Origin of the sequence: Legionella sp. 39-23 (genome assembly GCF_001897665.1) — a bacterium.
Classification (GTDB): domain Bacteria; phylum Pseudomonadota; class Gammaproteobacteria; order Legionellales; family Legionellaceae; genus Legionella; species Legionella steelei.
Genome location: NZ_MKTO01000042.1, coordinates 154,889 through 179,978, shown reverse-complemented (window position 1 = coordinate 179,978; position 25,090 = coordinate 154,889). Strand labels below are relative to the sequence as shown.

Genomic DNA, 25,090 nt, shown 5'->3' with positions numbered 1-25,090 from the left:
GGCACCCATAAAACTGATCAAATATTAACCATGCATCGCAATTGACTCCTATACTAAATGTTAAGTGTTGTTACATTTGGAGTTGATGTATGTATAGTCGATTAGAACAACAAAATGCATTATTGGCTGATGGACCTATTTGCGTTGGTGAATGTCATAACCAATCTGCTGCTCGAAAAGAACTGTTTCAATTAATTGACAAGGGCAATGTAACAAAATTATTCCTTGAGATTCCAGCTTGTAGTTCAGCGGTGCAAGAATTTCTTGCTAATCCTGACACGAGACTAGATGGTTCGGAACCTCAAGAGGTAAAAGATTACATTGCTCATATGACTATGGAAACCGTAGGGGATAATAGAGAAATTCCCTGGTCTTCTATTATTAGTTATGCAAAAGAACACCAGATATCGGTTTATGGCGATGACTTACCGATGATAGATTCTTGTTTTATTGGGGCAGGTAAAAAATTAGAATATACGTTTTCTGGCAATAATTCAGGCGAAAGCTTTGATGTTGATCCAACAGGCTATTTTAATAAAATATTGAAGGAACTACAAACCTCTGTAAGACAGATGTCCCGAGTAAGAAATAAACTTACAGAAGCACGTGGATTATCCGTTGGCGTGCGGTTAAGAAATGAATATTCAGAAGCTATTGTAAAAAAATTTACCGATGGACTATCGCCAGAGGAAATGAAAGGAGTGGTTATTTTTGGGGGTATCGATCACTTTAACGACAATTATAAATCCCAATCGCTTCGAAGCTTATGTCAAATTAATTCCGAACGATTATTTAGCTATTACATACCGACCGCCAAAATGCAACCGCGTATTGCCGCTTCCTCCTATAGTATTATTGGGGTTAGTATTTTTAATGATAACCAGAATAAAGACGATCCTCCATTACATACCGTTATTCATGACATGGGCTCTAGAAAGTAATCTTTCTCCACTCGCAGTGCCTTGTAGACTGGTATGTTTTCTTGCAAATAAAGATAGGGCCGCAGTGGCTACCATGTTAAAATCGGTGAATGGTGAGGGATTAACTCCTATGGAATTTGCTAAATCACTCGATAATATCAAACCGTTTATCCATTTTTTAGAGGACAAATTCGAGGAAATAAACCCGACTGCGAATCGTAGCCCAAAAAGCTTTTTGAGCTGTTTCGCAAGTGGGAACAATCCGTTTCCTTATCCTAGATAAAGAAACGAACTGCTCCCTAAGGGCTATCGTTCATATATAATTAAAACAATTATCGATAGCTGCACACTCAGCCCTTATTTACACGCTAATTTAATTATTTGTCTGTAAAAGAAATGGTGAGTAAAAGCAAATGGGGCATGCCCCTCTTTGCTGCCCCTCCATCCTGACTTAACGACAGTCATTTTGATTTTTGAATGGGAACCTACTCGGATGAAAAGAAAATACAGTATTTTTAATAGAAATAATGAGCTAGATAAAAAAATAGCCACAGTAACCAAGAAGTTAAGGCTATTCGACTTAAATGAACCTTCTGGACGAAAATCAACCTTAAATAAAAGTGAAGGTAATGGTAAGTTAAAGAAAGTTTGCACGATGACTCAATCAGGTTATCAAAGTGAAGAACAATGGCCAGAATTTATTCAAAAAATCATTGCCAATCATCAGCTAAATCCGGATTGGTGTGTTAATCTTTATGATCGATATTCCGTGTCCCCTGAGTTAAAAATGGATCCTCAACTTGTTTTGAGAAATGCAGTCCCACATCTTAAACAAGAGGGAATGGGTGTTTTTATATTTAAAGATTGTAATGGTTCTATTAGTCTTCAGGAGAGCTCTCTCGAATATTGCACGCGCTTGATCATTACCAATGCCGAACACCACGTGGTTCTAGACAGCCATTTACAATTAGCAACAACAGAGATAAATGAATTTTTAAATGAAGATTTTAGAGATATAACGAGGTATTTACAGGAGAATAATGTCGACTTGCATAGTCCATCAACTCAAATTACTGTGATTTATGGACCTTATCCTGATTATGTTAATGAAGAAGAGGAAGAGCACGAAAACTCGGAGCTTCCTGGATTTTTACTCGCATTTATGCTGGAAGAAACGCTGAAGAGGCCTATTGTTTCCATAAAGGCCTGTCCTGAAAAAATATCTCAAATTGATTTGGCAACTGGAGTGATCCGCAGAGCGTCTTTAGCTAAGCCATCAGATAGTGATGCGGATGATGAATATTACGCCAATGATGAAAAACCTTCTTTTAGCATGCAATTTTAGATTAAAACCTGCCGTGGATTTTAGTACGCATGCATCTAAGAGTGAGTTTTACTATTTTAAAAGCCACTGAATTGACTCGTCTTGTCTGTAATCAGAAGACCAGACGTCATCAATTCAGATAACTCTTTATGAATAAAGGAATTTATTTTTGTTTGTAAAATTTATCTTAAATTGTGATTTCATTATCCGCTCTTGAAAAAAACTATACCATTGAATTCCTTAAACTGGATATTGAGTAGATTTAAGAATAACTCATTTAAATAGCCCTAATAGTCCCTCCATAACAAGAACTGAATTCTCGTAAGACTACAAGGCTTTATCTTTTGTTTTCTTAATGGAAACACCTTTTATCCTCTATGAGGACATGCTTCGCAAAAACCCTAATTAGACATAATTTTTCCTTAATGATTAACAATTAATCTACTCATAATTCTTTTCAAGAACAGTGAGTCATCTCAATGTCCAAGATAACTGGTCGTGATATTTATTCAATTAATGAATGGCAAACTATTTTGCTTTATTCTCATTACGATAAAGAAAATAGAGTTATTATTGAAATTACTGATGCATTAACAAAATACCATCAATTGGAAAAGCACTATGCAGACACCATCCTCGTTCGAAAAGAAGCTTTATCGCAAATAAACAAACTGTGTGCTCGCTATATTGCAGAACGTCATGACACTCTCGATCAAAGACCAAGTGGAAGCCACAAAAAAGTAAAAGACCGTATTGATCATTGGATTGTATCATTACAAAAAAAAGCACATCATAAGTCACAATACCTCGGTAAACTCGAATCCTTCTTAGCCAGTGCCAAACCATATCATATCCATCGTGACAAGATGATTGAGCATTTAAAAGTACGTAACCAATCGAATACCCCATCACGATTAAAATTATTCAGTGGGACCTATCTCGAAAAAATTGATCCCATACATCGGCAATTTGAATTTAATATGAATCAATTATCCCATAAAAATTCTGGGCTAAATTCAGCATTTTTAGACTGGATAAAAAGTAATGATTCGACGCCATTTTTTCTCTGGTTAGAAAATCATGAAGTGCTCACTCAAAACCGGGTTTCTAAGGAAAAGCATGAAATTAATTTAATTGATTACAATTTGCAGGAAGCACATGTGGCAACCATTAGTATGATTCAGGATCAAAATTATCTGGTTTCAAAGCTTAAAAATAGCGATGAAAACACCCAGAAATTAAATTCAAGACAAATGAAAAATTACAGCTTTAAAATGGGGACGACCTATGGTTCAACTGCATTTATTTGGTGCCATAATGAAAATGAGTTTCTTACTCATCCCCATCAAGCGGGTAAATTCCATCATTCGTCTTTGAGTGCGGGTCATAGTGTACGATGTGCCGGGATGTGGGTCGTCAACAATGGAGTAATTACCCACATTAGCAATAGTAGCGGACATTACCGCCCAAGCTCACTTTCATTTTATTTGCTCATCAAATTCTTGGAAAGTAAGCAGGTCCTTCATGAGAACACAAAAGTGGCCGATTTGCGCAAACCCATTGAATTGGTCAATCCAAACCAACCATTTGGCTCTACAAAAAGCCCATATATTTCCCTAAGTGATTATTTGAATTGGGCTGAACAATTACCAGAGGTACAGGAATATTTACAATCAAACAATCCTCCTGACGACCCGTCCAATGGAACATCCCCCTTCTTTTAAACCAACTCCCCAAAATAGAATTCAAATCATTGCACCTGAGGCAATTGGAACTTGATGCGCAAAAATTCTAAAAGGCACTGCTCACGACGATGGTGAGGCAAACTGCAGTGGTTCTTAGGATAGCAATCAACGCATACCTTACTTGAAGCTGTTACAGCGATGAGGGATGTAATATCGGAACAAGCACATATCCCTAGCGAATGTTCCTGATTTGGCCTGGTTAATCAGGCTCTTACGGTGTAGCATTGCTTTGCAAATCGCTTCCTGCTTCTTCTTTTTTCATATCAGGCGCTTTCGTTGCAAAGAAAGAGTCACTACTTTGACTTGGTTGCAAACACGATTTTTTTCTACACATATCAATTATATTGGCTACTTCAGCTTCAAATGCGGGTGCCCTAATACCTATGTTTTTCAATAATCCGACAGCCAAATCACCTAACTCCTCTAATTGTTTTAGTGTTTTCTGTTGTGTGAGTGGGGCACTGGGCAATTGATCTGCATGTTTATGAAGAGCATCTTTAATGAGTAACGCAGTATGAGCTGCTTCATTTACAGTAATTTTGAAGCTTCTCATTATCAAATATTGATGTAATTTTTGAATTGCACCATTGTTTGCAAATTCAGCTATTTTGCCTAAACGATTAGAGGTTGTATCTAAAGAATCGATTGAATTAACGACTCTTAAATCGCTTTGGTTCACACTACCTCTTAAGCGTTGCAATGCGAGAGCAGCTGTTTCTCCCCGTTGCCCCACGGATCCCCATTTAGATACCCATAAAATGGCCGTTAAATCTAAACCTAGTGTTTCGAGTCTTGTTAAAATTTTTAACGTCATGTGGTCGTCTGGTTTAATATGTCCGCTATTGTTATCCATAGAATGAAAAAACCATTCGATACTACCTGTACTACCATTCATTTTAGACCGTAAAATAATTCGTCCTGCGCCATCGACTTGGCCACCTCCAAAAAAGCTCGAGTGATTGATAGTCCCTCTTTTTTTCGGCCCACCAAAAAAATCTATAGTATCTCCTTCAGAATTACCCAGAGCATAAATTATTTCTAGTTCTTCCCCAGGTGTATTGCCCTTTGGAACATTCTTACCTTCTACAATATTTCCTTTTTTAAAATGTAATAACCATGGCTCTCTTTGTGTGGGACTAACCATATAATTAACTTTGGGTATTTCACTTAAATTAATATCAAATTCGCTTAATTTTTTGGGGCATAACCCGCTAACCCATTGCAGAAAATCATTTGGATTTTTAGTTGCAGAATCCGTATTTAATAAATATTCATGCCAAATATCTAATAGCTTTGCTCCATACAGTTGGTTACCATAAATTTCACATTGATACTCAATACTAAGACCATTATTTTTTATATGCTTATCATTAAATTCGTTAGCCAATGGCTTACTCATTTTTGTGGCAAGTAAGCGTTGTAACGCTTGATGAGAAGAAATAAGATGTGGTAAGCCAACATTACCCCATTGTTTCCACATCATTTGCATGCTGTCACAACGTTCAATTAGCTCGATATCTCCAATTGTTTGATTCAGATCAGCATATTTTTTTTCATCTGCGATTAAAAAAAACATTGGGAACTTTTTAAAAATGGCTTGTGATGATAAAGCTCGCAGCACTTCATCAATATCAGCAATTTTTATTGAGCGATTTGTTGTATTCTTATTGGGAAAAATAGCATCATCGCCTTTACTCAGAATTTTATCCATGCCTTTTTTAGTAAATGCAATTTCTGGTTTTTTAGAATTAGTAATACCAACAATGTCGTCATGTTGAAGATTAAAATATTCTGCTAAGGCAAGGAGAAGCATTCCTTTTTTAACTGTTATTAATCCATCTGAAATAACATAATTTTGTTTCTTACCCATAAGAATTTAGGCCGCAATTTAAACCAATTGACCCAATGTTATTCTTAAATTATTAGAGAAATATTAAGGGTATTTCGCAAAAATCACACCTAATAAAACCATGTTTCCAATATGCCCAAAACAGGTAATTTATTTGTTTATGGATTGGATAAGTCTGAAACAGGCAGTTTGGACTTTTTAGCTGATATTCTGCTTCTACAGGTAAGCTTTCTCATTTAGAGAAAATGAGTATTTTGTTATCTTTCATTATAAATATTTCATGCAAATGTATTTAAAGTAAGACACCCCTCTTCCACGACTCACAGGACATCAAGAGATCTTAGTCTATAATCTGTATTAATAAATAAGCACTTAATCCAGGAAGATTTTGTGATAAAAAATATAGATCATGTTACTGTCGCAGTAACCAACTTACTAACTGCTAAAGAATTTTTTTCACACTTGGGGTTTGTGGAAGAACGTTCCGTCATCATAGAGGGTGAGCGTTTTGCCAATTATATGCATATAAAAAACTTGAAGGCAGATCATGTCACACTTGTGCTTCAAGACTCAAATCCACGCTTTGAAATTCAACTACTTCATTTTTATTCTCCAGAACCACAATATGACCCCTATATCAATCGACTCGATAAAGTAGGTTATAACCATATCTGCTTTGTTGTTGACGATATTGAGTTCGAAATCGAAAAACTAAAAAGTAATGGTGTACGAATTATAAGTGACATTTTAAGCTTTCATAAACGCAAACTTGTTTACATTGAAGGTCCTGATGGGATTATTGTGGAACTGGCCCAATGGTAAAGATTTGATAAGGAAATTTTTATGAATGAAATTTATTATATGTCAGCGACAGAGACATTACAAAAAATACAATCCAAAAACTTATCTTGTGTTGAAGTCATGCAAGCTTATTTAGATAGAATTGATAAGATCAATCCTATTATTAATTCCCTGCAACAAGTCTTACCCGCCGAGAACGCATTAAAGCAAGCAAAATTAGCAGATCAAGCTATTGCTCAAGGTTTGCCATTGGGCAAATTACATGGTCTACCTGTAACCATCAAAGATGCTTTTTTTGTAAATGATTTTGTGACTTCGTGTGGCAGTTTGGGTTTTCGTGATTTTTTTAAAAATCAAAAGATGCAAGAAGCAACTGCTGTCTCTCGTTTACGAAATGCAGGGGCAATTATTATTGGAATGACTAATGTACCCGAGATGCTCATCTGCCCAGAATCAGATAATCTGGTCTATGGCCAAACCAAAAACCCTTATAATTTTTCACGCACCTGTGGTGGAAGTAGTGGCGGTGAAGGAGCCACGCTTGCTGCAGGATGCTCTTCATTAGGAATTGGGTCTGATGGGGGAGGAAGTATTCGTGTCCCATCTCATTTCTCCGGTGTGGCTGGTTTAAAACCAAGCCAATATCGTGTTCCCAATACCGGAGGAGGTTTTGGTTTAGATTTAGGCCTACTTAGCCATTTTGTAGTAACAGGCCCTATGGCACGCGCTGTTGATGATTTGCTGTTATGTTTATCTATCATAGCTGGGCCTGATGGTTATGATCCACATACTATGCCTGTACCTCTTCACTCCTCCAGCCCTGCATCACTAAAAAATTTACGTGTTGCTTTTTATACAGACGATGGCAATAGAACACCAACACAAGATATCCAAGACACGGTTAAAAATGCAGCTTTTGCACTCAAAGATTTTGTTGGCATTGTCGATGAAAATCGCCCCGAATGTCTTAGTAAAACCTGGCCACTAGTATGGGAGGCTGCATTTTTAGGCGGTGACGGAGCTAAAGGGCATAAAGAAACGCAACAACTCTTTGGTAATCCACAAATATCATCACTGTACCAACAATTTTTGCACTTGGCCGAAGCCTGTAACCTCTCTGTGACTGAAATGAACAGCAGAATCAGAGCCATGGATCAATTTCGCGTCGAACTACTTGGTTTCTTTCAAAAATATGACATTATCCTTTGTCCCGTAGTTGCTACTTGTGCGAAACCACATGGTATGGCACTGAAAGAAATTATGGACCTTTCTTATTGTATGAGTTATAACCTAGGTGGAAATCCCAGTGTGGTTGTACGTTGCGGCACGTCAAAAGAAGGATTACCCATTGGTGTGCAAGTCATAGCTAAACCTTGGCTGGATGATGTAGCGCTTCTCGTCGCCAAACAATTAGAAAGCCTATTCGGCGGCTGGAAACCATCGCCACATCTTACTTAAACTCTAGTAACAAAAGTAGACCTGAGGGTGCAGGAAGCGTCTGCATTGTCCCTCTACAAGCAAATTAAATACTAAGAGTAAGAGCCATAAGAATTAGAAAATGGTGTCGGATGAAATGTTTGCTCCTCTGGCATTCTTTCTTCAGTTCTTATTGATTCACCTTCTTGCATGGATACATGTGTTCGTGCTTCTTGCTCTTCAGATTGAAGCGTTTTTAATGCTAACTCTTGTTTGGGTGGCATCAGTTGAAACATTTTTTTTGTACTATCAATGGGGCCAGTAACTTCTTCTGGAGATTGAGATATTTTCGGTGATTGTTCTTGATAGTGCATTCCGCGATTACATCGTACATTTTGCAGCGCCTCCCAATTTTCTTCCCAACCGGTGGCAAAACCATATTTCTCTTTAAACCACCTCATCGCATGCTCCAATTGGAAATAGGGTTTGATGAGTGTTTCAGCAAGAATATGTCCATTTCCTTCACTTGGCCCCTTTGCAAAATAAACTGTTGCTTTCCTTTCTTTTAAATCACCAGTTAAATCGATTGCAACCCACCCTCGCCATGGTCCCATGTCACCGGTCTTAAACGCGGTAAGTGGCTTGCCATTTTCATCGACCTCCAGTTGAAAGCCCAAACATTCAGCTGCATATTTTAAATCCTGGTGATCTGACACCGTTTCTTTCGCCCAAGGATCCTGCGTCATAAGAATTTGGGGATTAAAAGCATATTGCAATGTTTCATCATTCATCCAAGCTTGCACAAATAGTGCATAATCTTCCGCGGTTGTGGTTAATGTATTTGCTGCACAGGGTTTTTTTCCAAAACTGCTGTGGTTCATATGTAAAGGGTTAAACACATATTTCTTAGCAAGCACATCAAGGTTTGCGGTATGACCACGTTTTGCTACTTCTTCAAGAATTTTGGGTAAATAGGGATTAAGCTCCTGGACATCAGTAAGCTTTTGTAAATTACAATTAAGTGCGTTTAAGTCTATGGTACTGGATGTTCCTATCCCCGTATTATCAAAAATTGTATATCTTAGATTTGGAGGATTGATTGAAACATACAGTTTATTTTCCTCAAAAAAATCATTATCCGGCATTAAAGCAAGTTTGGGCTCGTGAAGTTTTTCAATCACTTTCTGCAAATAAAACAAAGGTAATCCTGAATACCTATAATATTCTTGGCCAGGCTCAAACTGATGATTCACTTCATTTTTTCGATTTAAATCAAATCCCGTTTTATGAGCAAGAATCATAGCCGGGGTAAATGCATTAATGCGCGCCATATCTGCTTCATTGATTTCTTCATCATTTTTCCATGCAAAACCATGTTGTTGACAAAAGTCCTTAAAGGGCAAAATGTCATTAAGCCTCTTCATATCCAAGGAGAGTTTGCCTGCTTCTGCAAGCTTTAATACCAGATAAGTAAATACTGGCTTACTCAGTGATGCAGCGCCAAAAACTGTATCTTTATTCACGGGTCCATAACCATGGGTTTCAGGAATGCTATTACCCACCACTGTGGCCACACTTACTTGTTCTATATTGGCTGTCTTCCTAATCCGTTCCACCTCAGACTCGGTGCTGTTAGTCCTACTTAAATCCTCTCTAAATGATGCCATTAATTTGATAATTTTTGCTTTCATGCTGTTCTCCTTCGACTTATAAATCCATTATACCGAAACACAAATCGCTAATTGTATAATCTTTGTATCAATTGGATATACTTAGACAGGAGTAGGGGAATTACGAACGGCTCTATCTCTCAACACTTTTTAACTGATTTTTATTTGGCTTGTGGTTTTTATAAGACGTATACCTAGTATTTGGGAATTCTAGACCAACATGACTACACTAATATTAAACCGCATAGAAATATAAACGATGAACATAAATATATTGTTGGTTGAAGATAACTCCAAATTAGTCAAGTATTTAAAAAAAATGCTTACTGATGAAGGATATCATGTTGCTACAGAGTCTCGAGGAGATAGCGCCGCCTATCGCATTATTAGAGAACAGCCCGATTTAGTGATTCTTGATATCATGTTGCCTGGGATGAATGGTGAGCAGATTTGTGAGACCGTACGCGATGAGTATCGTGGTAAAATTTTAATGTTAACTGCCTTAAACAGTGAGCAAAACGAGGTAACTAGCCTTAAACTTGGCGCAGATGACTATGTAACCAAACCAGTTAAAGAAGAGGTATTAAAAGCACGAATTGCAGCACTCTTAAGGAGGCCGAAACTAACCGTAGAGCCTCAAAAAATTCAATTTGATAATTTAATAATTGACCTAATAAAAAGAAATGTAAGTTATGCTGGAAAACTAATTGATTTGAGTCCAACTGAATATGAACTACTCACACTACTCGCAAAGAATGCTGATACTGTTTTGAGTAGGGATAATATTGTTTATGCATTACGTGGCAGAGAATATGATGGTGTAGACAGAAGTATCGACCTTAAGATATCAAGATTAAGGAAGATGTTAGGTGATAACATTGAGAATCCTTATCGAATTAAAACTATTTATGGAAAAGGATATCTACTTTTATCGGACTCATGGAAAGATAAATGATAAAATTATACCTAAAAACAATCTTCGCCTCTTTATTAATACTCTTTTTTATCCTGTTTGCGTTTTATCTATCCTTTACATACTCAATACGAATAAGCTCTCAAAAAGTTCATGACATTTTAGAAATAGGCAATTTTTCAGTACTCGAGCAAATAGTACTAAAGTCAAACAAATCACAAGGTTCTCATGGTGAATTTAAGAAATTATTTCCGCTAAACAGCCATGTCGCGCAAGTTATTGAGATGAATTCACTGCCCTTTACTGATAAAGAAAAAGAACAATTGCGTGCAGGTCATATCGTTTATAAAGATAAAAAAAACCTTATGTTTTTAACTTATAGCCTCCATGATGCCTATGCCTACAAATTGATTGATAAGAGCTCTTCTGTTTTGAAAATCCAAGTAGGCACAACGATGAATGAGATTATTTCCAACTCAACCTATTTGATGAGAGCGATCATTTTAAATAGGTTAAATAGTATCCCAATGAACCAATGGAGTGGCGTATTAGAAAAGCTCCAACGTCAATATCAGATTCCCTTAAAACTTTTATCAATTAATAACAAAAATATTTCTCAAAAAGCAAAAAATGAATTAATAAATGAGGGTATTGGTTATGAGAATCCGGCGAATGAGAAACCGATAACAACTATTTATTTTAAAATTCCTAATAGCGACAAAATAATAAGTGTTGGCCCTCTAAACTATCCCTATTTTTCACTTCGATTGTCAAAAATTCAAATCTACTTTGTCCTCACAATGACTTTTTTAGCTGTTTTTGCTGTGGCCGTTCTCACGTGGCTATTCAGCAGAAATAGCTTAAAAATATACAAATTAACTCAAGAGTACAGTCAGGGGCATTTTAACTATGATGTAAATCTAAATCGCTTTTCAACTTTAAGAGGTGTCTATGAAAATGTTGTTGCTATGGGTAATAAAATAAATAAACTGATGCAGTCACAACAAAATATGGCACGATTTGTCGCACACGAAGTCCGCACTCCTTTATATACCATACAGCTGGCACTAGATTCTTTAAAAAAACTTAAAACCCAGTCAAGTAAAGAGCAAGAACATTTTGAAAGCATCCAAGAAGACATACAAGAATTGAATCAGTTAATTCACACTTTTTTACTCTACTCACAAAGTACTACACATGAACTTAAAATCAATAAGGAACTACTTAATCTACGCAAGTGGCTTGAACATTTAGTAAAAGCACATCAGTCCTATGAAATAAAAGTGTTATTTAATTACCAACAAAGTGATAATGAATTGATATTTTTTGATCCAAAAATTTTATATTTTGCTGTAAACAATCTTATTAGTAACGCGCTTAAATACGCCCATAACGAGGTGCTAATAAGCTTGGAGTATCAAAATAAATCCGCGATTATTCGCGTAGATGATGATGGTCCTGGTGTGCTTGAAGGTGATAGAGTAAAAATAGTGGAACCCTTTACCACATTAAATTCTAGTGACACAACAGGAAAACATATTGGTTTGGGTTTATCGATCACGAAATCAATAATAAAATTACATGAGGGGATTCTCTCAATAAATGATTCCAGCATATTACATGGAGCGAGTTTTAGCCTTATCTTGCCTAGAAAAACTTAACGCTCAGGAAGCAGGACTTATAAAGAAAATGCAAATATAACCTTATTGAGTCACCACGCTCAAGTCAGAAAATCATCATGTATTAGGATATTTCAGTATTTAGTAAATAGCCTATCCTCCAGAACATCCAAGTGAATTTCTTCAAATGGCTGTGCTGAAAGAGATCTAATTTGAATAATAGCTTCCTTTATTTCTGCTGGCAGGATTTCGTTTGGAGCATCTTCTCCTGGCCAAGATTCATCACGAGTTTTCTTATCCGGCCAACACGAATAAGCCAGAAAAGCTCCATCATGAGTTTTATGTAAACGAGATCCCATTGCCCCTCTATTTTCAATGAAGTAACTTGCGATAACTTTCCATAGTTTTTTATACTCTTCTTCATTTTCAGAGGGTATATAACCTCGATAAATAACAGCAAACATAATCTATATCCAAAAAATTAAAAATGCCTCTATTCTAAACAACAGGAAGAGTGTAATCCAATCTGTGGTTCTAACTCTTGTGTTTTTGGGCATAATTAGCCATGCGTAGTCTGGCTGCTTGCAGCCAGGAACTCACAGAAACTCTCCAGAAAGTCCTGGTTGTAAGCAAACAGGCTACAGTAATGACTTTTTAATAAAGCAATTTGCTAAAAATCTCAAACTGACTTCATTAACTCATCCTGGCTGCTTTATAATGAGTAATATAATTTAGAGTAACAGATTACTATTATAGGAGTTTGTAGTGAGTAAGGCTTTTACTAAAGAAGATGATGAGTATACGGAGCCAGAGCGCCCAGACTTAAAGTTACCAAGTATCAAAAATTATATGACTCCCATTGGTTTTACAATGCTGCAAACTGAATTACGAAATTTAGTGAGTCATGAGCGACCTGAAATTGTGAAAGTAGTAAGTTGGGCAGCGAGTAATGGTGATCGCTCAGAAAATGGGGATTATATTTATGGAAAAAAACGCTTACGTGAAATTGACAGACGCATTCGTTATTTAACAAAACGACTGGAAAGTGCTCAAATAGTAGACCCTAAACTCCAAGTGGGTCTTACGCAAGTTTTTTTTGGTGCCACTGTCGAATACATCAATGAAAATGGTGAATCCCATTCTGTCAAAATTGTAGGCCTGGATGAAGCTGATATTAATGCAGGAAAAATAAGCTGGGTTTCACCCTTGGCGAAAACATTATTGAAAGCTAGAGTTGGAGACAGTAGGACCTTACGCGTTGGTGATGAGGAATATAATTTAACAGTGACAAATATTTCTTATGTGGTCTGATTTTATATTTAAATTCAGGCTCTTGAAAACCAAAGTTAAAAATAAAATCATCCTCGCGAAGAATCCATTTCAGAAATGTGGCATAGAAATGAGAAGCTCCCCTTTCTTCGCGAAAATGATAAGCGCTTTAACTGAATGACTGTGGTACAAAGGCTCTATAATTGAGTAACTCCACCATCGACGAAGAGCTCACTTCCTGTGATATAAGATGATTCCGATGCAAGCAAGAAAGCGACAGCCGCGGCAACCTCTTCTGCAGATCCGAAGCGCTTCATAGGATTGGATGCCTTGATATCCTCCAAAACCTTATTCACCTGATTTGCAGGCAATCCTCCTTCTACGAACCATAGTGGTGTATCTATTGGCCCTGGGCTGACTGCATTGACACGAATTTTTCGCGCCACAAGACTAGCAGCAAAAGTGCGAGCCATAGATCGCACTGCCGCTTTGGTCGCACTGTAAACCGAAGAGGTAGGACGACCTGTACTCCCAGCAACCGAGGCATTAACCACAATGGAGGCACCATCCGCCAAATGTGGAATTGCTTTTTGGAGGGTAAAGAAGACACTTTTGACGTTCATATTCATCAGTCTATCGAAATGCTCTTCTGTTACTTCTTCTACCGGTTCAAAGATTACCGTGCCTGCATTGGCAAAAAGTCCATCAATGAGACCAACATCTTTTTTAATAAAAGAGAACAAGGCATCAATATCACGCATACTACTGGCATCAGAAACAATGAACTGCGCCATTTTTCCAAGTTTTTTTACAGCAGCATCCAGATTCGTTTGATTGCGGCCAGTGATAATCACTCGTCCACCTTCATCAGTAACTCGTTTTGCGGCAGCAAAACCAATTCCACTACTTCCACCAGTAACCAGTACAGTTTTTCCATTAAATCTCATTATATTCTCCCTAATATTGTATGAAACAAATACATTCTACGCGCTGTCCGGCCTCTTGATTTGCCGAGCCCAATAACCAACCCACACTTTAAACTTCAACTTTATAACCTACATCAACATCACAGCCTGCGAGACCACCAAGAATTCCCCAATTTTCTCGGCTGCTTTCTCTCAAAAGAATTTTTATATGATCTTTAGGTATACCACATTGTTCTAAGTTTTCTGTAATTCAACAGTAGTGATAGCGTTTGGTTTCAATGGTTCGCCCCGTAAAGCAATCAATGGTAATCATTGTATATAATTCAGGATGGCTATAATTTTCTGATTTATTTTTTACAATTGCTCTTTTAGGCATTAGATCGATGCTCACGCCTTTATCTCAGTACATACATGTTCGACAGGCTTTTCTGCAAAACGATCAGCAACCCAAGGGACATATAAAGGTTCCGCACTTGCTGGAGTGGTAAAGTGGTTTTGATTTCCAGGGAGTTGTACCCTTATAACTTGACCACCTATTTTGCACATTTGCTTAAAATAAAGCGATCCCATAATGGGAGGTACGGTTGTATCATTTGTTCCCCAATAAATGATTACCGGAGCAAGTGGGGCGATAGGGTTTACACTACCCTTTATGTTTGCTTTTACCCATGAATTAGCATTCTTGATATCTGAACGTAAAAAGTTCTGATATCTATCCCCATAATTAAAACTCAACGTATCGGAAGCGCCGTGCATGCATTTTCTTGCCATCAGTTTATTTACGACATCAGCCCCCTCATCAGTCAGGATATCGCTCAGTTTCAGCTCAGGAAATGCCGCAACCAGTCCCCAAAGATTTTGCGCATAATGAGTAAAATTAAACACATTGGTGCCAAATATCTTACTGATATTCTTTAAATGCTCTAAGGCCTCTTGCTCTGTTTTAATCTGAGCAGGAAAAGTCGCAGCGATATCGTAAGGTGCCATAGCAACAAAGCCGAGAATTTTAATCTGATTATTCACGGAGTTTTTAATTTTAAGATAATGCTGCATGCCTCCTACCGCAAGAGTTGCTCCGCCACCTTGAGACCATCCGTACACTATAGCTCTATTACCCGCATGAGCTTCCTTAAGTTGGGTGGCTGCTCTGATAGAGTTAATGACGTCCTGGGCTTGGGTTGTTGCAACGGCATATTGATGCTTGCCTCCGCCACCCAGTCCTTGATAATCCGTCGCTACAATCACATAACCTGCTTTAATGAATGCATTCATCGCGGGCAAACCGAAATCTGTCCAGGAAGTACCATTCATTAAGAAATATTGATTCAATGGCTGAGCTGGATTCAATACTTGTGATGGACCGCAATTTTGAGCGGTTCCTGTTGTACCATGAGCCCAAGCCATAACCGGGCGCGGCTTTTGAGAATCAGATAAAGGAGCCACCAAAATACCTGTGGCTAGTGTTTTATTTCCATTCACATCGGAAGAGAGATAGGCTATTTTCCAAGCCTGAATACCAGGAAAAGTAGTCGCTATAGATTCATATTTGATCAACGAACCTAATTTGCCTTCGGAAGGGACATTAGGCAGAGTGTTATAAAATTCGCCCATGTCTACAGGACCAAAATCAGGGGAAGCATTAATCAGTCCTGAGAACAAAAGGATAAGGCCGAGCAATAATTTTCTTGATTGCAGCATGTTAATATCCTTTTATAGACCAGTTCATTTGGAATGAGAGAGTAGCATGTGGCAAATAAAAAAGTCACTACCATACACACGACTCGAGCAAGGTATTACATCTCATACAGTTTTGGGTAGATAAAAAAATGGACTGGCTGAGCGGTTAAACCCAGCCAAGGCTAATTCATTTAGGTTCTAAGAGCACAAAACCTGCTGCTTCAAATGGCGCATTCTCAAAAGCAGTATTGCCCGCTAAGGGAATAACCTTTAAAAGATTGTTTGCGGCTACTTTAGGTGTCATTCCTCTTGAAAGAATCATGTCAAAATAGAGAAATTCGATAATTGCGCTCATCGACCAGTCAACAGCAGTTGTATATCCTGAAATTGGAAATTGTACGTTTTGTGACATATGTTCATGAATTACTTTAGGAACACTTTCTTTCATCATTAAACAGGCTGAAAAATGTAACAGTTCTAAATTTACAGCATAGCTTAGAGCCTGGCTTATTTTTTCGCCGCTAATGGTTTCGTCACCGACAGTGATTCCATCAACACTTCCATGCGATGCTACTGATAAAACCACAGGTTCAGGAAGATACGCAATTTGTTGCACCCATTTAGTGAAACTTTTTTCACCCGTAAAATATCGATGACGAACTTGTACATTAGATATTCTTGCGAAAAAGCTTTTAAGCATGTCGCCAAAGGAAAACTCTTGTTGTTCAAGTGCAGTCTCCCAACGCGCTTCAACAATGACCAACCATTTGATCCCAGGCATTGGAAGCACTCTTGATCCTTGCCAATCAGTCCATTCTGTATTGCATTTCGCACGCCATTTCCCTTTAAAACCATTACCGGCCTCATTTAATTGGAACCATCCCTCTCCCTCGGCATTTGGTTCTTTATAGGTAAAATTAAACCGATTATTTTCTAAAGTGCCATGAATCGTTGAATTCATTGATGGATCATAGACGCCATCAATTTGATTATCTTTTTGGATTAAACGCATCGCACCATAATCTGTTTTCCAAACCCCATCAAAATTCATTTCCTTCGTGGCAAAACGCTCACCTTTCCAGGGGTGCCAATCACTATGCCCTTTTTCACGCCAAAAACCTGAAAAACTCTGTCCGTCTTCAGAAAGTTTAAAGTATCCCTTACCACTAGCCTGAGGCTCGCGATAAGTAAAAACAAATTTTTGGCCATTGTTTTCAAGATGCCCATCAATCTGACACGATTGCTGACTTAAAATATATGCGCCTTTGAGCTGATTTTCTCCAGCACTTTCTAATTTCATAATTCCAAAAGTAGTATTCCAACTTCCTAAAAAGTCGCCCGCGGCATTAGCCGTAAAACTTACAATACTTATTAAAAAGAAAAGAAAGAAGACGCGTTGCTTCATGCTGAATATCCTTTTCACAGGTGAAAATCATTCTAAAACTAATTGGCGAGTATTTACAATTGCATGCGACCAATTGATAAATTTATTGATATAAACAATAAACGAGATTTTGTTTCCTAATCTCATTTATTTTTGCCTCTAATCACGGTAAGAACTTGATAAATTAGGTAAAATTATCGAGTCCAAGTAATTAAAAATTTTTATGCATTCCAGTACATTAAATCAGTCAATATCTATATAATCATCCATAGCTTTATTGCTGAAGAACTTTATATGTCAGCATGTTATTTTGCTAAATAGATTATAAAGGGTAAGTGAACATGGATTTTAATCTCCGTGAAGTGAAAATCTTAGCTCAAATTCAGCCCCATCAACTATGGATGAAAATTGGATTTCCCTTTCCTTCGAAAAACTCAAAATTGTCTCTCTGATATTCAAAAACAAAATACTAAATAGAATATTAACATCGAATCCAGCATAGCACTTGAGTGAGCTATCATTTGATTTTAAGTTTTTTTGAATTATTGATGAGGGAATCTATAAAATGGAAATGAAATTATTTAAACCGCAAAAACCGAACACAAAAAAATGTCCATATGCCACGGACACAACACAAAATTCAGCAACATCGCCGCATGCAGTACTGCCAAACATATCCGAAGCAGAGACAACCGCTAAAGTACTACCGCAGCACCAACAAGGGTGGCGCAACTTAGGACGTTTATTCGATCAGGGCCCCTCTCTTTTCTCTTACGAGATGGCTGCACGCACAAAACAAAAGTTTTTCAAAATTAACATTGGCCCACAGAACCTTTATATGATAACTGATGGGAAAATTGCAAAAGAGCTGCTGACAAAACATCCAGAGCTTGGCCGCGGAGATATTCTCGAGCCTTTTACACATATGGTAGGAAGAGTTTTTTTCGCAGAAGATGGACAGGCAGCTTCTGAACCACGTAAAGTTTTTTTGAATACCATTGCTCGCGGGCCAATAAATTTTGAGCGAATCACCCAAGTCAATCAGCGTACCTTTGACTCTCTGCAGCTGACATCCAATGGCGGCATTGATGATCTCTATGCCAGTGTCGCATGGCATACTATAGGTTGCATTGCAGCATGTTTTGTAGGCACTTATGATCTGTCGGCGTTACCACCAGACACACACAAAATATTCATGGATGCAACGCGCTTAATTACCAAAGCAAGTATGGATCCTTTAAGCCGCCTGGTCCATCCAGGCCTACGATCTGACTTTCGGGCAACCAGCAAGGCTATGGCAGATATTGCACAGAAACTTCTTTATTCAAACCTAGACAACATTTGCAAAGGCAATAATTACATCTGGGATTTGGGGGTATTTCGTGCCGAGCAATTGCACCCCGAGATGAATTTTGATAACTGCACGCACTTTGATGAAAACAATCCACAAGCAAAGATTATACGTAATCTGATTGAACATGATCGCTTTATTCGAGAACACGGGCCGCTAACGATTTTCGCCTCCTCTAATGTAGGAGCAACGATGTTTTATATGCTAGATGTGCTCAGTCAAAGACCCGATGTAGTAAAGAAGATGCACGAAGAAATTGCTCGCGTTTTGGGCAATGAACCATTTACATACAAACGAATAGCAGACTTACCCTATGTGCAGGCAGTCGTTCAGGAAGCATTATGGCAAGCAACTCCTATTCCCAATTTTCCCAGAGCGGTACTCAAACCCTTCCAGGCGAATATTAACGGAGAGACTGTATCATTTCAGAAAGGTGAGATGTTGATGTTTCTGTTTAGACCCATGCAGGGGCCCAGTCGCACGTTTTCACCAGAAAGGTGGCTTGACGGCGATGATGAGTTATTCTCATTCGGCGCAGGAGCAAGACGTTGTCCAGCGAGTCCTTTTGCAAAGCAAATGTTAATTCAGTTTTTGGTCGACATGAACATACATGGCCTGCGAATTATGCCAACGAGACAACCCACCTATACCACGCGCAACGGTTTATTAGGGCCTGATTATCAGCCAGGACAGCCCCTGTCTGCCGAGGTGGAGCATGATACAGAAGCGGAATATCCAAGAGCAACTGCGAGATTATAACGCTTTCTGAAGGCATGTCTGGTTGCCGCTCATGAGCAGTGATCTTACTGGGGGATGGATTCATCCTCCCCCTATTATTATCCTGAAAATAAAAAAACTTTATCCTATTAATTATGCACCACCTAATCCAGATGAAAAGCACAATCTTCTTCTATAAACTGAATATATATCATACAAAAAGATTGCTATTTATTGCCCTTTGCAGCACACTTCTCTTGCATAAAAGAGAGTAATAGTACATGCAAGACAAAAAATGCACACAACATTCTTATCCCTTTTCTAAAACCCTAAATAATCCCGCAGTTTTTATCACGAACTCCAAAAAAAGAGAACGTGGCTCAAGCTTATATTTTGTTCATGAAAATGGGACTATTCGCTGTTCTGGATCCAATGAGGGTAAAAGAAAAGCAACAACCTTTATAAGACCTTATCTTGTTGGTTATATCACATCTAAAAAACCTGTTATCTTCAATGTGCCTGCCATAGGACTTTTTCCATTTGAAGGACGTGCCAAAAACTATCATGAACTACTGCAAATTAAAAAACTTGGATATGGTCATAAAGGAAATATAATCACAGAAGTCATATCGTTTGAGAGCCTAATAAATCCCCGTTTTATTCCATTATCTTGGCAAGGATCAGAGAAGGGAGGAACAGATTGGAATATTGCACGACAAGAAGTACTTGATGCATTGAGCAATATTCGCTTAAAAAACGGTGATTTTAAAAAAGAAGAACATCATGTAGAAGACCCTGAGTTTAAAAAATCACTTATTTAACTGCAATAACTATGACGTTACCTAAGAAATCACTGTATCTAAATCGCGACCATTATGTAAATAAGCAGCAACATTGTATTGAACTACAGTGATTTTTTGGCTAATCGATTTAACATATGTTTAGGAAGCAGGAGCCAATAATGGCCTTCATTTTTCATATGCTCACCAAGAAATGCAGCAAGCTTACCTGAACCCCAGTAAATATCACCACGCATAAACCCACGAATCGCACCACCGGTATCTTGGGCAATCATGAGACGCTGGAATTGCTTTTCTTTTTCTTGATCTTTTTTATCAGGACGTTTTGTATCCAACCAAAGTGGAGCACCCAACGGAATCCATTTTTTATCTACAGCTAAGGAATAACCTGGTGTAAGAGCCATCCCTTGAGCGCCAAGCGCCATAGGTTCCTTTAAATCCTCAAAAAAGACAAACGATTTATTTTTTTGGATAATCGTTTTTGCTTTTTCAGGATGCTTCTCCAAATAACGGATAATCGCCTCTTTAGATGCATTATGGCGAGTCATGATCCCCCTATTAATCATAACCTTGGCAATTGATGTGTATGGAGCGCCATTTTCACCTGCGTAGCCTAAATATATATTTTCACCATCAGGCAGTTGAATCACACCTGAACCTTCTATCTCTAAAAAGAGCCGCTCAGCAGGACTATGGATCCATGCGATCACACGTGCTTTTTTCTTAAGCGCCCCATTATCAATTTGCTCCCGAGTATAGGAAGTTGAATATTTACCCTTTGGCATTCCATAAATCGGCGTATTGTATTTAGAGCTTTTTGTTAAATTTCCTTTTATTTTAGGCATATAATAGCCTGTAAATAAGCCATGAACTGGTTTCTTTTGTGCAAACTCAATAGGGTGAAACCACTTTTCAAAAAACTCTTTTGCCGAATCATCTGAAACCGAATCCAGAGCTAAAGCCGCTTTACATGCCGGATGCCAATCCCGGGCTTTTAATTTGATGTGTTGTGTTCTACTAATCGTATGTGATGGTGATTGTTTCAAGAACGTCTCACACGATTTCTGAAATGCCAATAAAGATTTTTTTACATCTGCAGTATCCCAACCAGGCAATTCATCGAAAGATACTTTGGTTAAAGCAACATTTCTGCTTTTCGCAATCACCTTGTGTGGGGGAGGGGTAGATCGATTGCTTTTTTTGGCAATCACAGTTTTTTTAGTATGCTGTGCTATTACTTTAGCACTTTGCGCAATTTTTTCAGCGTCTTTATGTGCTACTTCTTTAGCACGACGCGCAATTTTTTTAGCGCTTTTATGTGCTATCTTGTCAGCATTCTTATGTGGGGTATTATCTTTTGTCGTGCCCTTTTTTACCGTTTCGGTTTTTTTAATAACTTCCTTTTTAAGACTTAACGGCGTCTCATGAACCTTAGCTTTATTATAAAGTGCCAGTCCAATCGCCCCAAATGTAAGGCAACTAATACCGATTATTATGTAAATTAATTTCCTACTCATAGGGCGCAAGGTTTACATAAGATGAAATTTAAATCAACACTTTTTGGCCTTTTTTCTACAAAATTAGCTCCAATTGCATTATATTTGCACTATTTTTATTAAAAAAATACTGAAAATGGTATCATAAGTAAGAAAATTTATCGCTCAAAAAGCGTCAATTTGAACCTTGCTGCGTGTTTTTAACCTGATAGGCGGAGTATTTTTTTGCACATATTTGAGATTAATTGCAAACATGTGCAGAACGGATTTAGCCCCAAAAAACCAAAGCCACTCACCAAAATGATGTGTATTTATTTATAATTTTTTTGATTGAATTAAGGAGAGCAAGTCTTGGTCCATAGCTGTAAAAAATGCCATTTTGTCCTTAGCTTGATGGCTAGACTTAGGCCCTACGCAAACCAAAGATTAATCCCCTCAACCAACGTAGGATGGGCAAACATTACATCGCGTAACTTCTGATAAGGCATACCTAATTCCATCGCCAACTGTATTACACCTAGAATTTCACCTGCTTCCGCACAGAAGAGGGACACACCCAAAATATGATCTGTTTTTGCATCAATTACGGCTTTCAAAAGGCCTGTTGTTTCCCCTTGTGTTTTTGCCCTAGGAATAATCGCCGCAGGAATTTTTGCTATCTTCACAACATGACCTTGAGCAAGGGCTTGGCTTTCAGTTAGCCCAATACGCGCTAGTTCTGGGTCGAGAAATACTGTATAAGGAATGAGCCGTCCTTGAACTGAACGCTTATTCTGAGGATTTTGCAGATTATGCGTCACTAACCGATAATCATCTAAAGATAAATGCGTAAATTGAGCCCCACCCTTTACATCGCCTAAAGCCCAGATACCTTTGGCTGTTGTTTCTAAATAGTCATTAACCTTAATAAAGCCACGATCATCCAGCGCAACACCTGTTTTCTCTAAATTTAATCCGCTCGTATTCGCAGTACGCCCCACCGCAATGAGCACATCACTCCCACGAATCTGCTCGGGCTTTCCATTTTGATTAACATGGATAAGTACTTCACCATGTTCTTCTTGAATACTATTAATTTTAGTATTCAGCGCAATATGAACTCCCTCTTTGGTTAAAGTAGTGAAAACCTGTTCCGCAATATCTCTATCTTCACGACTAAGAAACGTGCTGTCTGCTTCGATTACCGTAACCTCTGCCCCTAAGCGTCGAAATAATTGAGCGAACTCTAAACCAATATAACCGCCACCAACAATAAGCAAATGCTGAGGCACTTTATCAACATTCATTAAGCTGTCGTTGGTAAAATATTTTATTTTGTCAAGGCCTGGAATTGCAGGTATAAAGGGTAAGGCTCCAGTATTAATAAAAATTTTATCCGCAGTAATTTCCAATACTTTTTGGCCATCTCTTGGTGAGGATAGGCTCACTTCAATCGTCTTTGGGCCAATGAAGTGTCCACGACCCAACAACAGATCCATACCTGAATCCAAAAACTGTTTTAAATTAGCCTCTCGCATCGCATGCACTACGGCATCCTTGCGCGCACGAATCGCTTTAAAATCAATGGGCGCAAGAGTAGCCTCTAATCCATAATCTGCTGCAGAACGACAATAATGTGCTATTTTTGCTGATTGTACGAGTGTTTTTGTGGGGATACACGCCACATTAATGCAGGTGCCACCAATTTGGTTGTCTTCAACCATCGCAACCCGCTGCCCAGCTTTAGCTAAATTAACAGCTAGGGTTTTTCCTCCTTTGCCACCACCTAAAACAATCACATCATATTCCATTAGCATGACGATTTCCCTGAGTTATAATAACTAGTCCATATCGCAAAAAGAACGTGTGAACAACAACTAGTCACCACCTTTCTCTAGAGCAAAATTTGCTGTGATATTTATGGTACCGATCCCATAATTGCTGTTATTTGAATTCGTCACCGCGCTGGTATTATTTTTATTAAAATTGACGGTAGAAAGATAGCGAAAATCAAGGCCAAGAGTAGTAAAGTCGTCAAGATAATAATTGAATCCGACGATACCTTGTATCGCGAAGCCATTGCTTGATGTATTCAAAGTTTGCGAGACAATCGGCGAACAAGTACCTAAGGAAATACATTGGTTATTACTATGAAATAAAGCATGGTTTTTAATCATAGCGCCTCCCAAACCGAGCCCCAGATAAGGGACAAAGTTTACGGTTGGATCGCTGGACAAAAAATCATAAAACGTATTAAAAAGCCCATAATAACCCATGGTGTTGCCATTAAACGCAAGACCAGTATTTTCAATAAAAGCAGAACAGTTACCATTAGGACCTAACACATCGGGACTAATAAGAGTACAAGAACCAACATTAAGTGAACCGTAATTATTTATATTAAAAAGGAGCTCTCCCTCTAAGCGAAAGTTTCTTATTTTATACCCTATAGAACCGCCAACACCACCACCTACTATGCTTAATTTAACTGATCCATTATAAGTATTCCCATCGGGGAGTGAAAAACTAAGATTTGTATTTGGTGCATGACTGAGTTGCCCCAGTAAACCCAAATAAAACCCTTGAACAGGGTCTGCACTAAAAGCGTTGCTACTCGCCGCTAAACCTAATATAAATCCAAATTTAATTATATGTCTCATTCTATATCCTATATTAATCCAAAGGACAAAGTCCAATACTCCTGCACAGGCTGCAAGGCTATATGAAAACATACTGCCCATGCAAATTTTTTATTTTAAGAAATTAGTGTGTACCTCAAAAATTCTTCTATGGGTAGAAAATTTATTTTTAAATAGACTAAGCCCCTCTTCACGCATTGTTACCGCAAACTCAGCAAAATAGACATTGAGAGCGTTTCTATTTTCTAATTGATATTGGACAGTTAATTGCTCCTGCTCCGTAGTTCCCTCATTTTCGGGTGCTAAAACACTTGCTTGAATAAATCCAGGAAGTTGCAGCATTTCTTTAATGTGCTTTTTTAGCCATAATTGAAACCGAGGGTAAATATCTCCATCAATGGCCAAATTTACTTCATATATAACCATATTCTTTCCTAAACAAAGTCAAAGCTAAAGCAACATAAATACTTAATAACACACCTGTTTAAACAAATATGAAGGTTACAATTAAATTGGATGTTAATCCAGCAGATAAAATAGGAAGAGAATAAAATTTTTTATGAATACATGACTCAGCCAATACCATACTGAATTA

General features: G+C 38.0%; 20 protein-coding genes. 10 read left to right on the top strand and 10 right to left on the bottom strand.

Annotated elements, in window-relative coordinates; all coding sequences use genetic code 11:
• Positions 1-89: 89 nt before the first annotated feature.
• The 3 genes from BGO44_RS16645 (at position 90) to BGO44_RS16635 (ending at position 3,968) form a co-directional block, all read left to right on the top strand.
• Entirely contained in the window at positions 90-941 is an 852-nt protein-coding gene (locus tag BGO44_RS16645) for a hypothetical protein (RefSeq protein ID WP_273198232.1), read from the top strand.
• Positions 942-1,413: 472 nt separating this feature from the next.
• Positions 1,414-2,265 carry a hypothetical protein gene (locus BGO44_RS16640; RefSeq protein ID WP_273198233.1) on the top strand — a complete coding sequence of 284 codons (852 nt, stop codon included), beginning with the start codon at positions 1,414-1,416 and terminating at the stop codon, positions 2,263-2,265.
• A 458-nt stretch (positions 2,266-2,723) separates the two neighbouring features.
• Positions 2,724-3,968 (top strand): IQM protein middle domain-containing protein, encoded by a 1,245-nt coding sequence (locus tag BGO44_RS16635; protein WP_273198234.1) that lies wholly within the window; start codon positions 2,724-2,726, stop codon positions 3,966-3,968.
• A 232-nt stretch (positions 3,969-4,200) separates the two neighbouring features.
• Here the strand turns inward: BGO44_RS16635 and BGO44_RS16630 are convergent, their stop codons facing one another.
• A complete protein-coding gene (locus BGO44_RS16630) occupies positions 4,201-5,859 on the bottom strand; it encodes a hypothetical protein (RefSeq protein WP_273198235.1) in 1,659 nt (552 codons plus the stop codon).
• Positions 5,860-6,228: 369 nt separating this feature from the next.
• Between BGO44_RS16630 and BGO44_RS16625 the strand changes: the two genes are divergently transcribed.
• Both BGO44_RS16625 and BGO44_RS16620 read left to right on the top strand, forming a co-directional pair.
• A complete protein-coding gene (locus tag BGO44_RS16625; protein WP_058510751.1) occupies positions 6,229-6,660 on the top strand; it encodes a VOC family protein in 432 nt (143 codons plus the stop codon).
• Positions 6,661-6,681: 21 nt separating this feature from the next.
• Positions 6,682-8,097, top strand: coding sequence for an amidase (locus tag BGO44_RS16620; protein WP_273198236.1), 1,416 nt, complete (start codon positions 6,682-6,684; stop codon positions 8,095-8,097).
• A gap of 71 nt (positions 8,098-8,168) precedes the next feature.
• Here BGO44_RS16620 and BGO44_RS16615 read toward each other — a convergent pair whose 3' ends face one another.
• Positions 8,169-9,746: a serine hydrolase domain-containing protein gene (locus tag BGO44_RS16615; RefSeq protein ID WP_273198237.1), complete on the bottom strand. Its 1,578-nt coding sequence runs from the start codon at positions 9,744-9,746 to the stop codon at positions 8,169-8,171.
• Positions 9,747-9,984: 238 nt separating this feature from the next.
• Between BGO44_RS16615 and BGO44_RS16610 the strand changes: the two genes are divergently transcribed.
• Positions 9,985-10,680 (top strand): response regulator, encoded by a 696-nt coding sequence (locus BGO44_RS16610; RefSeq protein WP_058510754.1) that lies wholly within the window; start codon positions 9,985-9,987, stop codon positions 10,678-10,680.
• Positions 10,677-12,299 carry an ATP-binding protein gene (locus tag BGO44_RS16605; RefSeq protein WP_273198238.1) on the top strand — a complete coding sequence of 541 codons (1,623 nt, stop codon included), beginning with the start codon at positions 10,677-10,679 and terminating at the stop codon, positions 12,297-12,299. The genes BGO44_RS16610 and BGO44_RS16605 overlap by 4 nt, the downstream gene beginning before the upstream one ends.
• A 92-nt stretch (positions 12,300-12,391) precedes the next feature.
• Here BGO44_RS16605 and BGO44_RS16600 read toward each other — a convergent pair whose 3' ends face one another.
• On the bottom strand, positions 12,392-12,721 hold the full coding sequence (locus BGO44_RS16600; protein ID WP_273198239.1) for a hypothetical protein: 330 nt from the start codon (positions 12,719-12,721) through the stop codon (positions 12,392-12,394).
• A 301-nt stretch (positions 12,722-13,022) separates the two neighbouring features.
• Between BGO44_RS16600 and greB the strand changes: the two genes are divergently transcribed.
• A complete protein-coding gene (greB, locus tag BGO44_RS16595; protein WP_273198241.1) occupies positions 13,023-13,568 on the top strand; it encodes a transcription elongation factor GreB in 546 nt (181 codons plus the stop codon).
• Positions 13,569-13,723: 155 nt separating this feature from the next.
• On the opposite strand, the gene BGO44_RS16590 is transcribed toward greB, so the two are convergent.
• From BGO44_RS16590 to BGO44_RS16580, 3 genes are all read right to left on the bottom strand, one after another.
• Positions 13,724-14,473, bottom strand: a complete 750-nt coding sequence (locus tag BGO44_RS16590) for an SDR family oxidoreductase (RefSeq protein ID WP_058510758.1) — start codon at positions 14,471-14,473, stop codon at positions 13,724-13,726.
• Positions 14,474-14,839: 366 nt separating this feature from the next.
• The gene (locus BGO44_RS16585; RefSeq protein ID WP_273198243.1) at positions 14,840-16,150 is read right to left on the bottom strand and encodes an alpha/beta fold hydrolase; all 1,311 of its coding nucleotides are present in this window, start codon (positions 16,148-16,150) and stop codon (positions 14,840-14,842) included.
• A 166-nt stretch (positions 16,151-16,316) separates the two neighbouring features.
• Positions 16,317-17,534 (bottom strand): hypothetical protein, encoded by a 1,218-nt coding sequence (locus BGO44_RS16580; protein WP_273198244.1) that lies wholly within the window; start codon positions 17,532-17,534, stop codon positions 16,317-16,319.
• Positions 17,535-18,078: 544 nt separating this feature from the next.
• Here BGO44_RS16580 and BGO44_RS16575 point away from each other — a divergent pair.
• On the top strand, positions 18,079-19,623 hold the full coding sequence (locus BGO44_RS16575) for a cytochrome P450 (RefSeq protein ID WP_273198246.1): 1,545 nt from the start codon (positions 18,079-18,081) through the stop codon (positions 19,621-19,623).
• A 239-nt stretch (positions 19,624-19,862) separates the two neighbouring features.
• On the top strand, positions 19,863-20,402 hold the full coding sequence (locus BGO44_RS16570; protein ID WP_058510761.1) for a hypothetical protein: 540 nt from the start codon (positions 19,863-19,865) through the stop codon (positions 20,400-20,402).
• Positions 20,403-20,485: 83 nt separating this feature from the next.
• On the opposite strand, the gene mltA is transcribed toward BGO44_RS16570, so the two are convergent.
• The 4 genes from mltA to BGO44_RS16550 form a co-directional block, all read right to left on the bottom strand.
• Complete coding sequence (mltA, locus tag BGO44_RS16565; RefSeq protein WP_237760458.1) at positions 20,486-21,898, bottom strand: murein transglycosylase A; 1,413 nt, start codon at positions 21,896-21,898, stop codon at positions 20,486-20,488.
• Between the two features lie 389 nt (positions 21,899-22,287).
• Entirely contained in the window at positions 22,288-23,673 is a 1,386-nt protein-coding gene (locus tag BGO44_RS16560) for a mercuric reductase (protein WP_058510762.1), read from the bottom strand.
• Positions 23,674-23,733: 60 nt separating this feature from the next.
• The gene (locus tag BGO44_RS16555) at positions 23,734-24,516 is read right to left on the bottom strand and encodes an outer membrane beta-barrel protein (protein WP_058510763.1); all 783 of its coding nucleotides are present in this window, start codon (positions 24,514-24,516) and stop codon (positions 23,734-23,736) included.
• 90 nt (positions 24,517-24,606) lie between these two features.
• Positions 24,607-24,921: a DUF4286 family protein gene (locus BGO44_RS16550; RefSeq protein ID WP_273198249.1), complete on the bottom strand. Its 315-nt coding sequence runs from the start codon at positions 24,919-24,921 to the stop codon at positions 24,607-24,609.
• Positions 24,922-25,090 lie beyond the last annotated feature (169 nt).

Excerpts from the sequence above, each read along its gene's own strand:
- BGO44_RS16645 (WP_273198232.1), top strand. The coding sequence starts at position 90 with ATGTATAGTCGATTAGAACAACAAAATGCATTATTGGCTGATGGACCT.
- BGO44_RS16640 (WP_273198233.1), top strand. The coding sequence starts at position 1,414 with ATGAAAAGAAAATACAGTATTTTTAATAGAAATAATGAGCTAGATAAA.
- BGO44_RS16635 (WP_273198234.1), top strand. The coding sequence starts at position 2,724 with ATGTCCAAGATAACTGGTCGTGATATTTATTCAATTAATGAATGGCAA.
- BGO44_RS16630 (WP_273198235.1), bottom strand. The coding sequence starts at position 5,859 with ATGGGTAAGAAACAAAATTATGTTATTTCAGATGGATTAATAACAGTT.
- BGO44_RS16620 (WP_273198236.1), top strand. The coding sequence starts at position 6,682 with ATGAATGAAATTTATTATATGTCAGCGACAGAGACATTACAAAAAATA.
- BGO44_RS16615 (WP_273198237.1), bottom strand. The coding sequence starts at position 9,746 with ATGAAAGCAAAAATTATCAAATTAATGGCATCATTTAGAGAGGATTTA.
- BGO44_RS16610 (WP_058510754.1), top strand. The coding sequence starts at position 9,985 with ATGAACATAAATATATTGTTGGTTGAAGATAACTCCAAATTAGTCAAG.
- BGO44_RS16605 (WP_273198238.1), top strand. The coding sequence starts at position 10,677 with ATGATAAAATTATACCTAAAAACAATCTTCGCCTCTTTATTAATACTC.
- BGO44_RS16600 (WP_273198239.1), bottom strand. The coding sequence starts at position 12,721 with ATGTTTGCTGTTATTTATCGAGGTTATATACCCTCTGAAAATGAAGAA.
- BGO44_RS16590 (WP_058510758.1), bottom strand. The coding sequence starts at position 14,473 with ATGAGATTTAATGGAAAAACTGTACTGGTTACTGGTGGAAGTAGTGGA.
- BGO44_RS16585 (WP_273198243.1), bottom strand. The coding sequence starts at position 16,150 with ATGCTGCAATCAAGAAAATTATTGCTCGGCCTTATCCTTTTGTTCTCA.
- BGO44_RS16580 (WP_273198244.1), bottom strand. The coding sequence starts at position 17,534 with ATGAAGCAACGCGTCTTCTTTCTTTTCTTTTTAATAAGTATTGTAAGT.
- BGO44_RS16575 (WP_273198246.1), top strand. The coding sequence starts at position 18,079 with ATGGAAATGAAATTATTTAAACCGCAAAAACCGAACACAAAAAAATGT.
- BGO44_RS16570 (WP_058510761.1), top strand. The coding sequence starts at position 19,863 with ATGCAAGACAAAAAATGCACACAACATTCTTATCCCTTTTCTAAAACC.
- mltA (WP_237760458.1), bottom strand. The coding sequence starts at position 21,898 with ATGAGTAGGAAATTAATTTACATAATAATCGGTATTAGTTGCCTTACA.
- BGO44_RS16560 (WP_058510762.1), bottom strand. The coding sequence starts at position 23,673 with ATGCTAATGGAATATGATGTGATTGTTTTAGGTGGTGGCAAAGGAGGA.
- BGO44_RS16555 (WP_058510763.1), bottom strand. The coding sequence starts at position 24,516 with ATGAGACATATAATTAAATTTGGATTTATATTAGGTTTAGCGGCGAGT.
- BGO44_RS16550 (WP_273198249.1), bottom strand. The coding sequence starts at position 24,921 with ATGGTTATATATGAAGTAAATTTGGCCATTGATGGAGATATTTACCCT.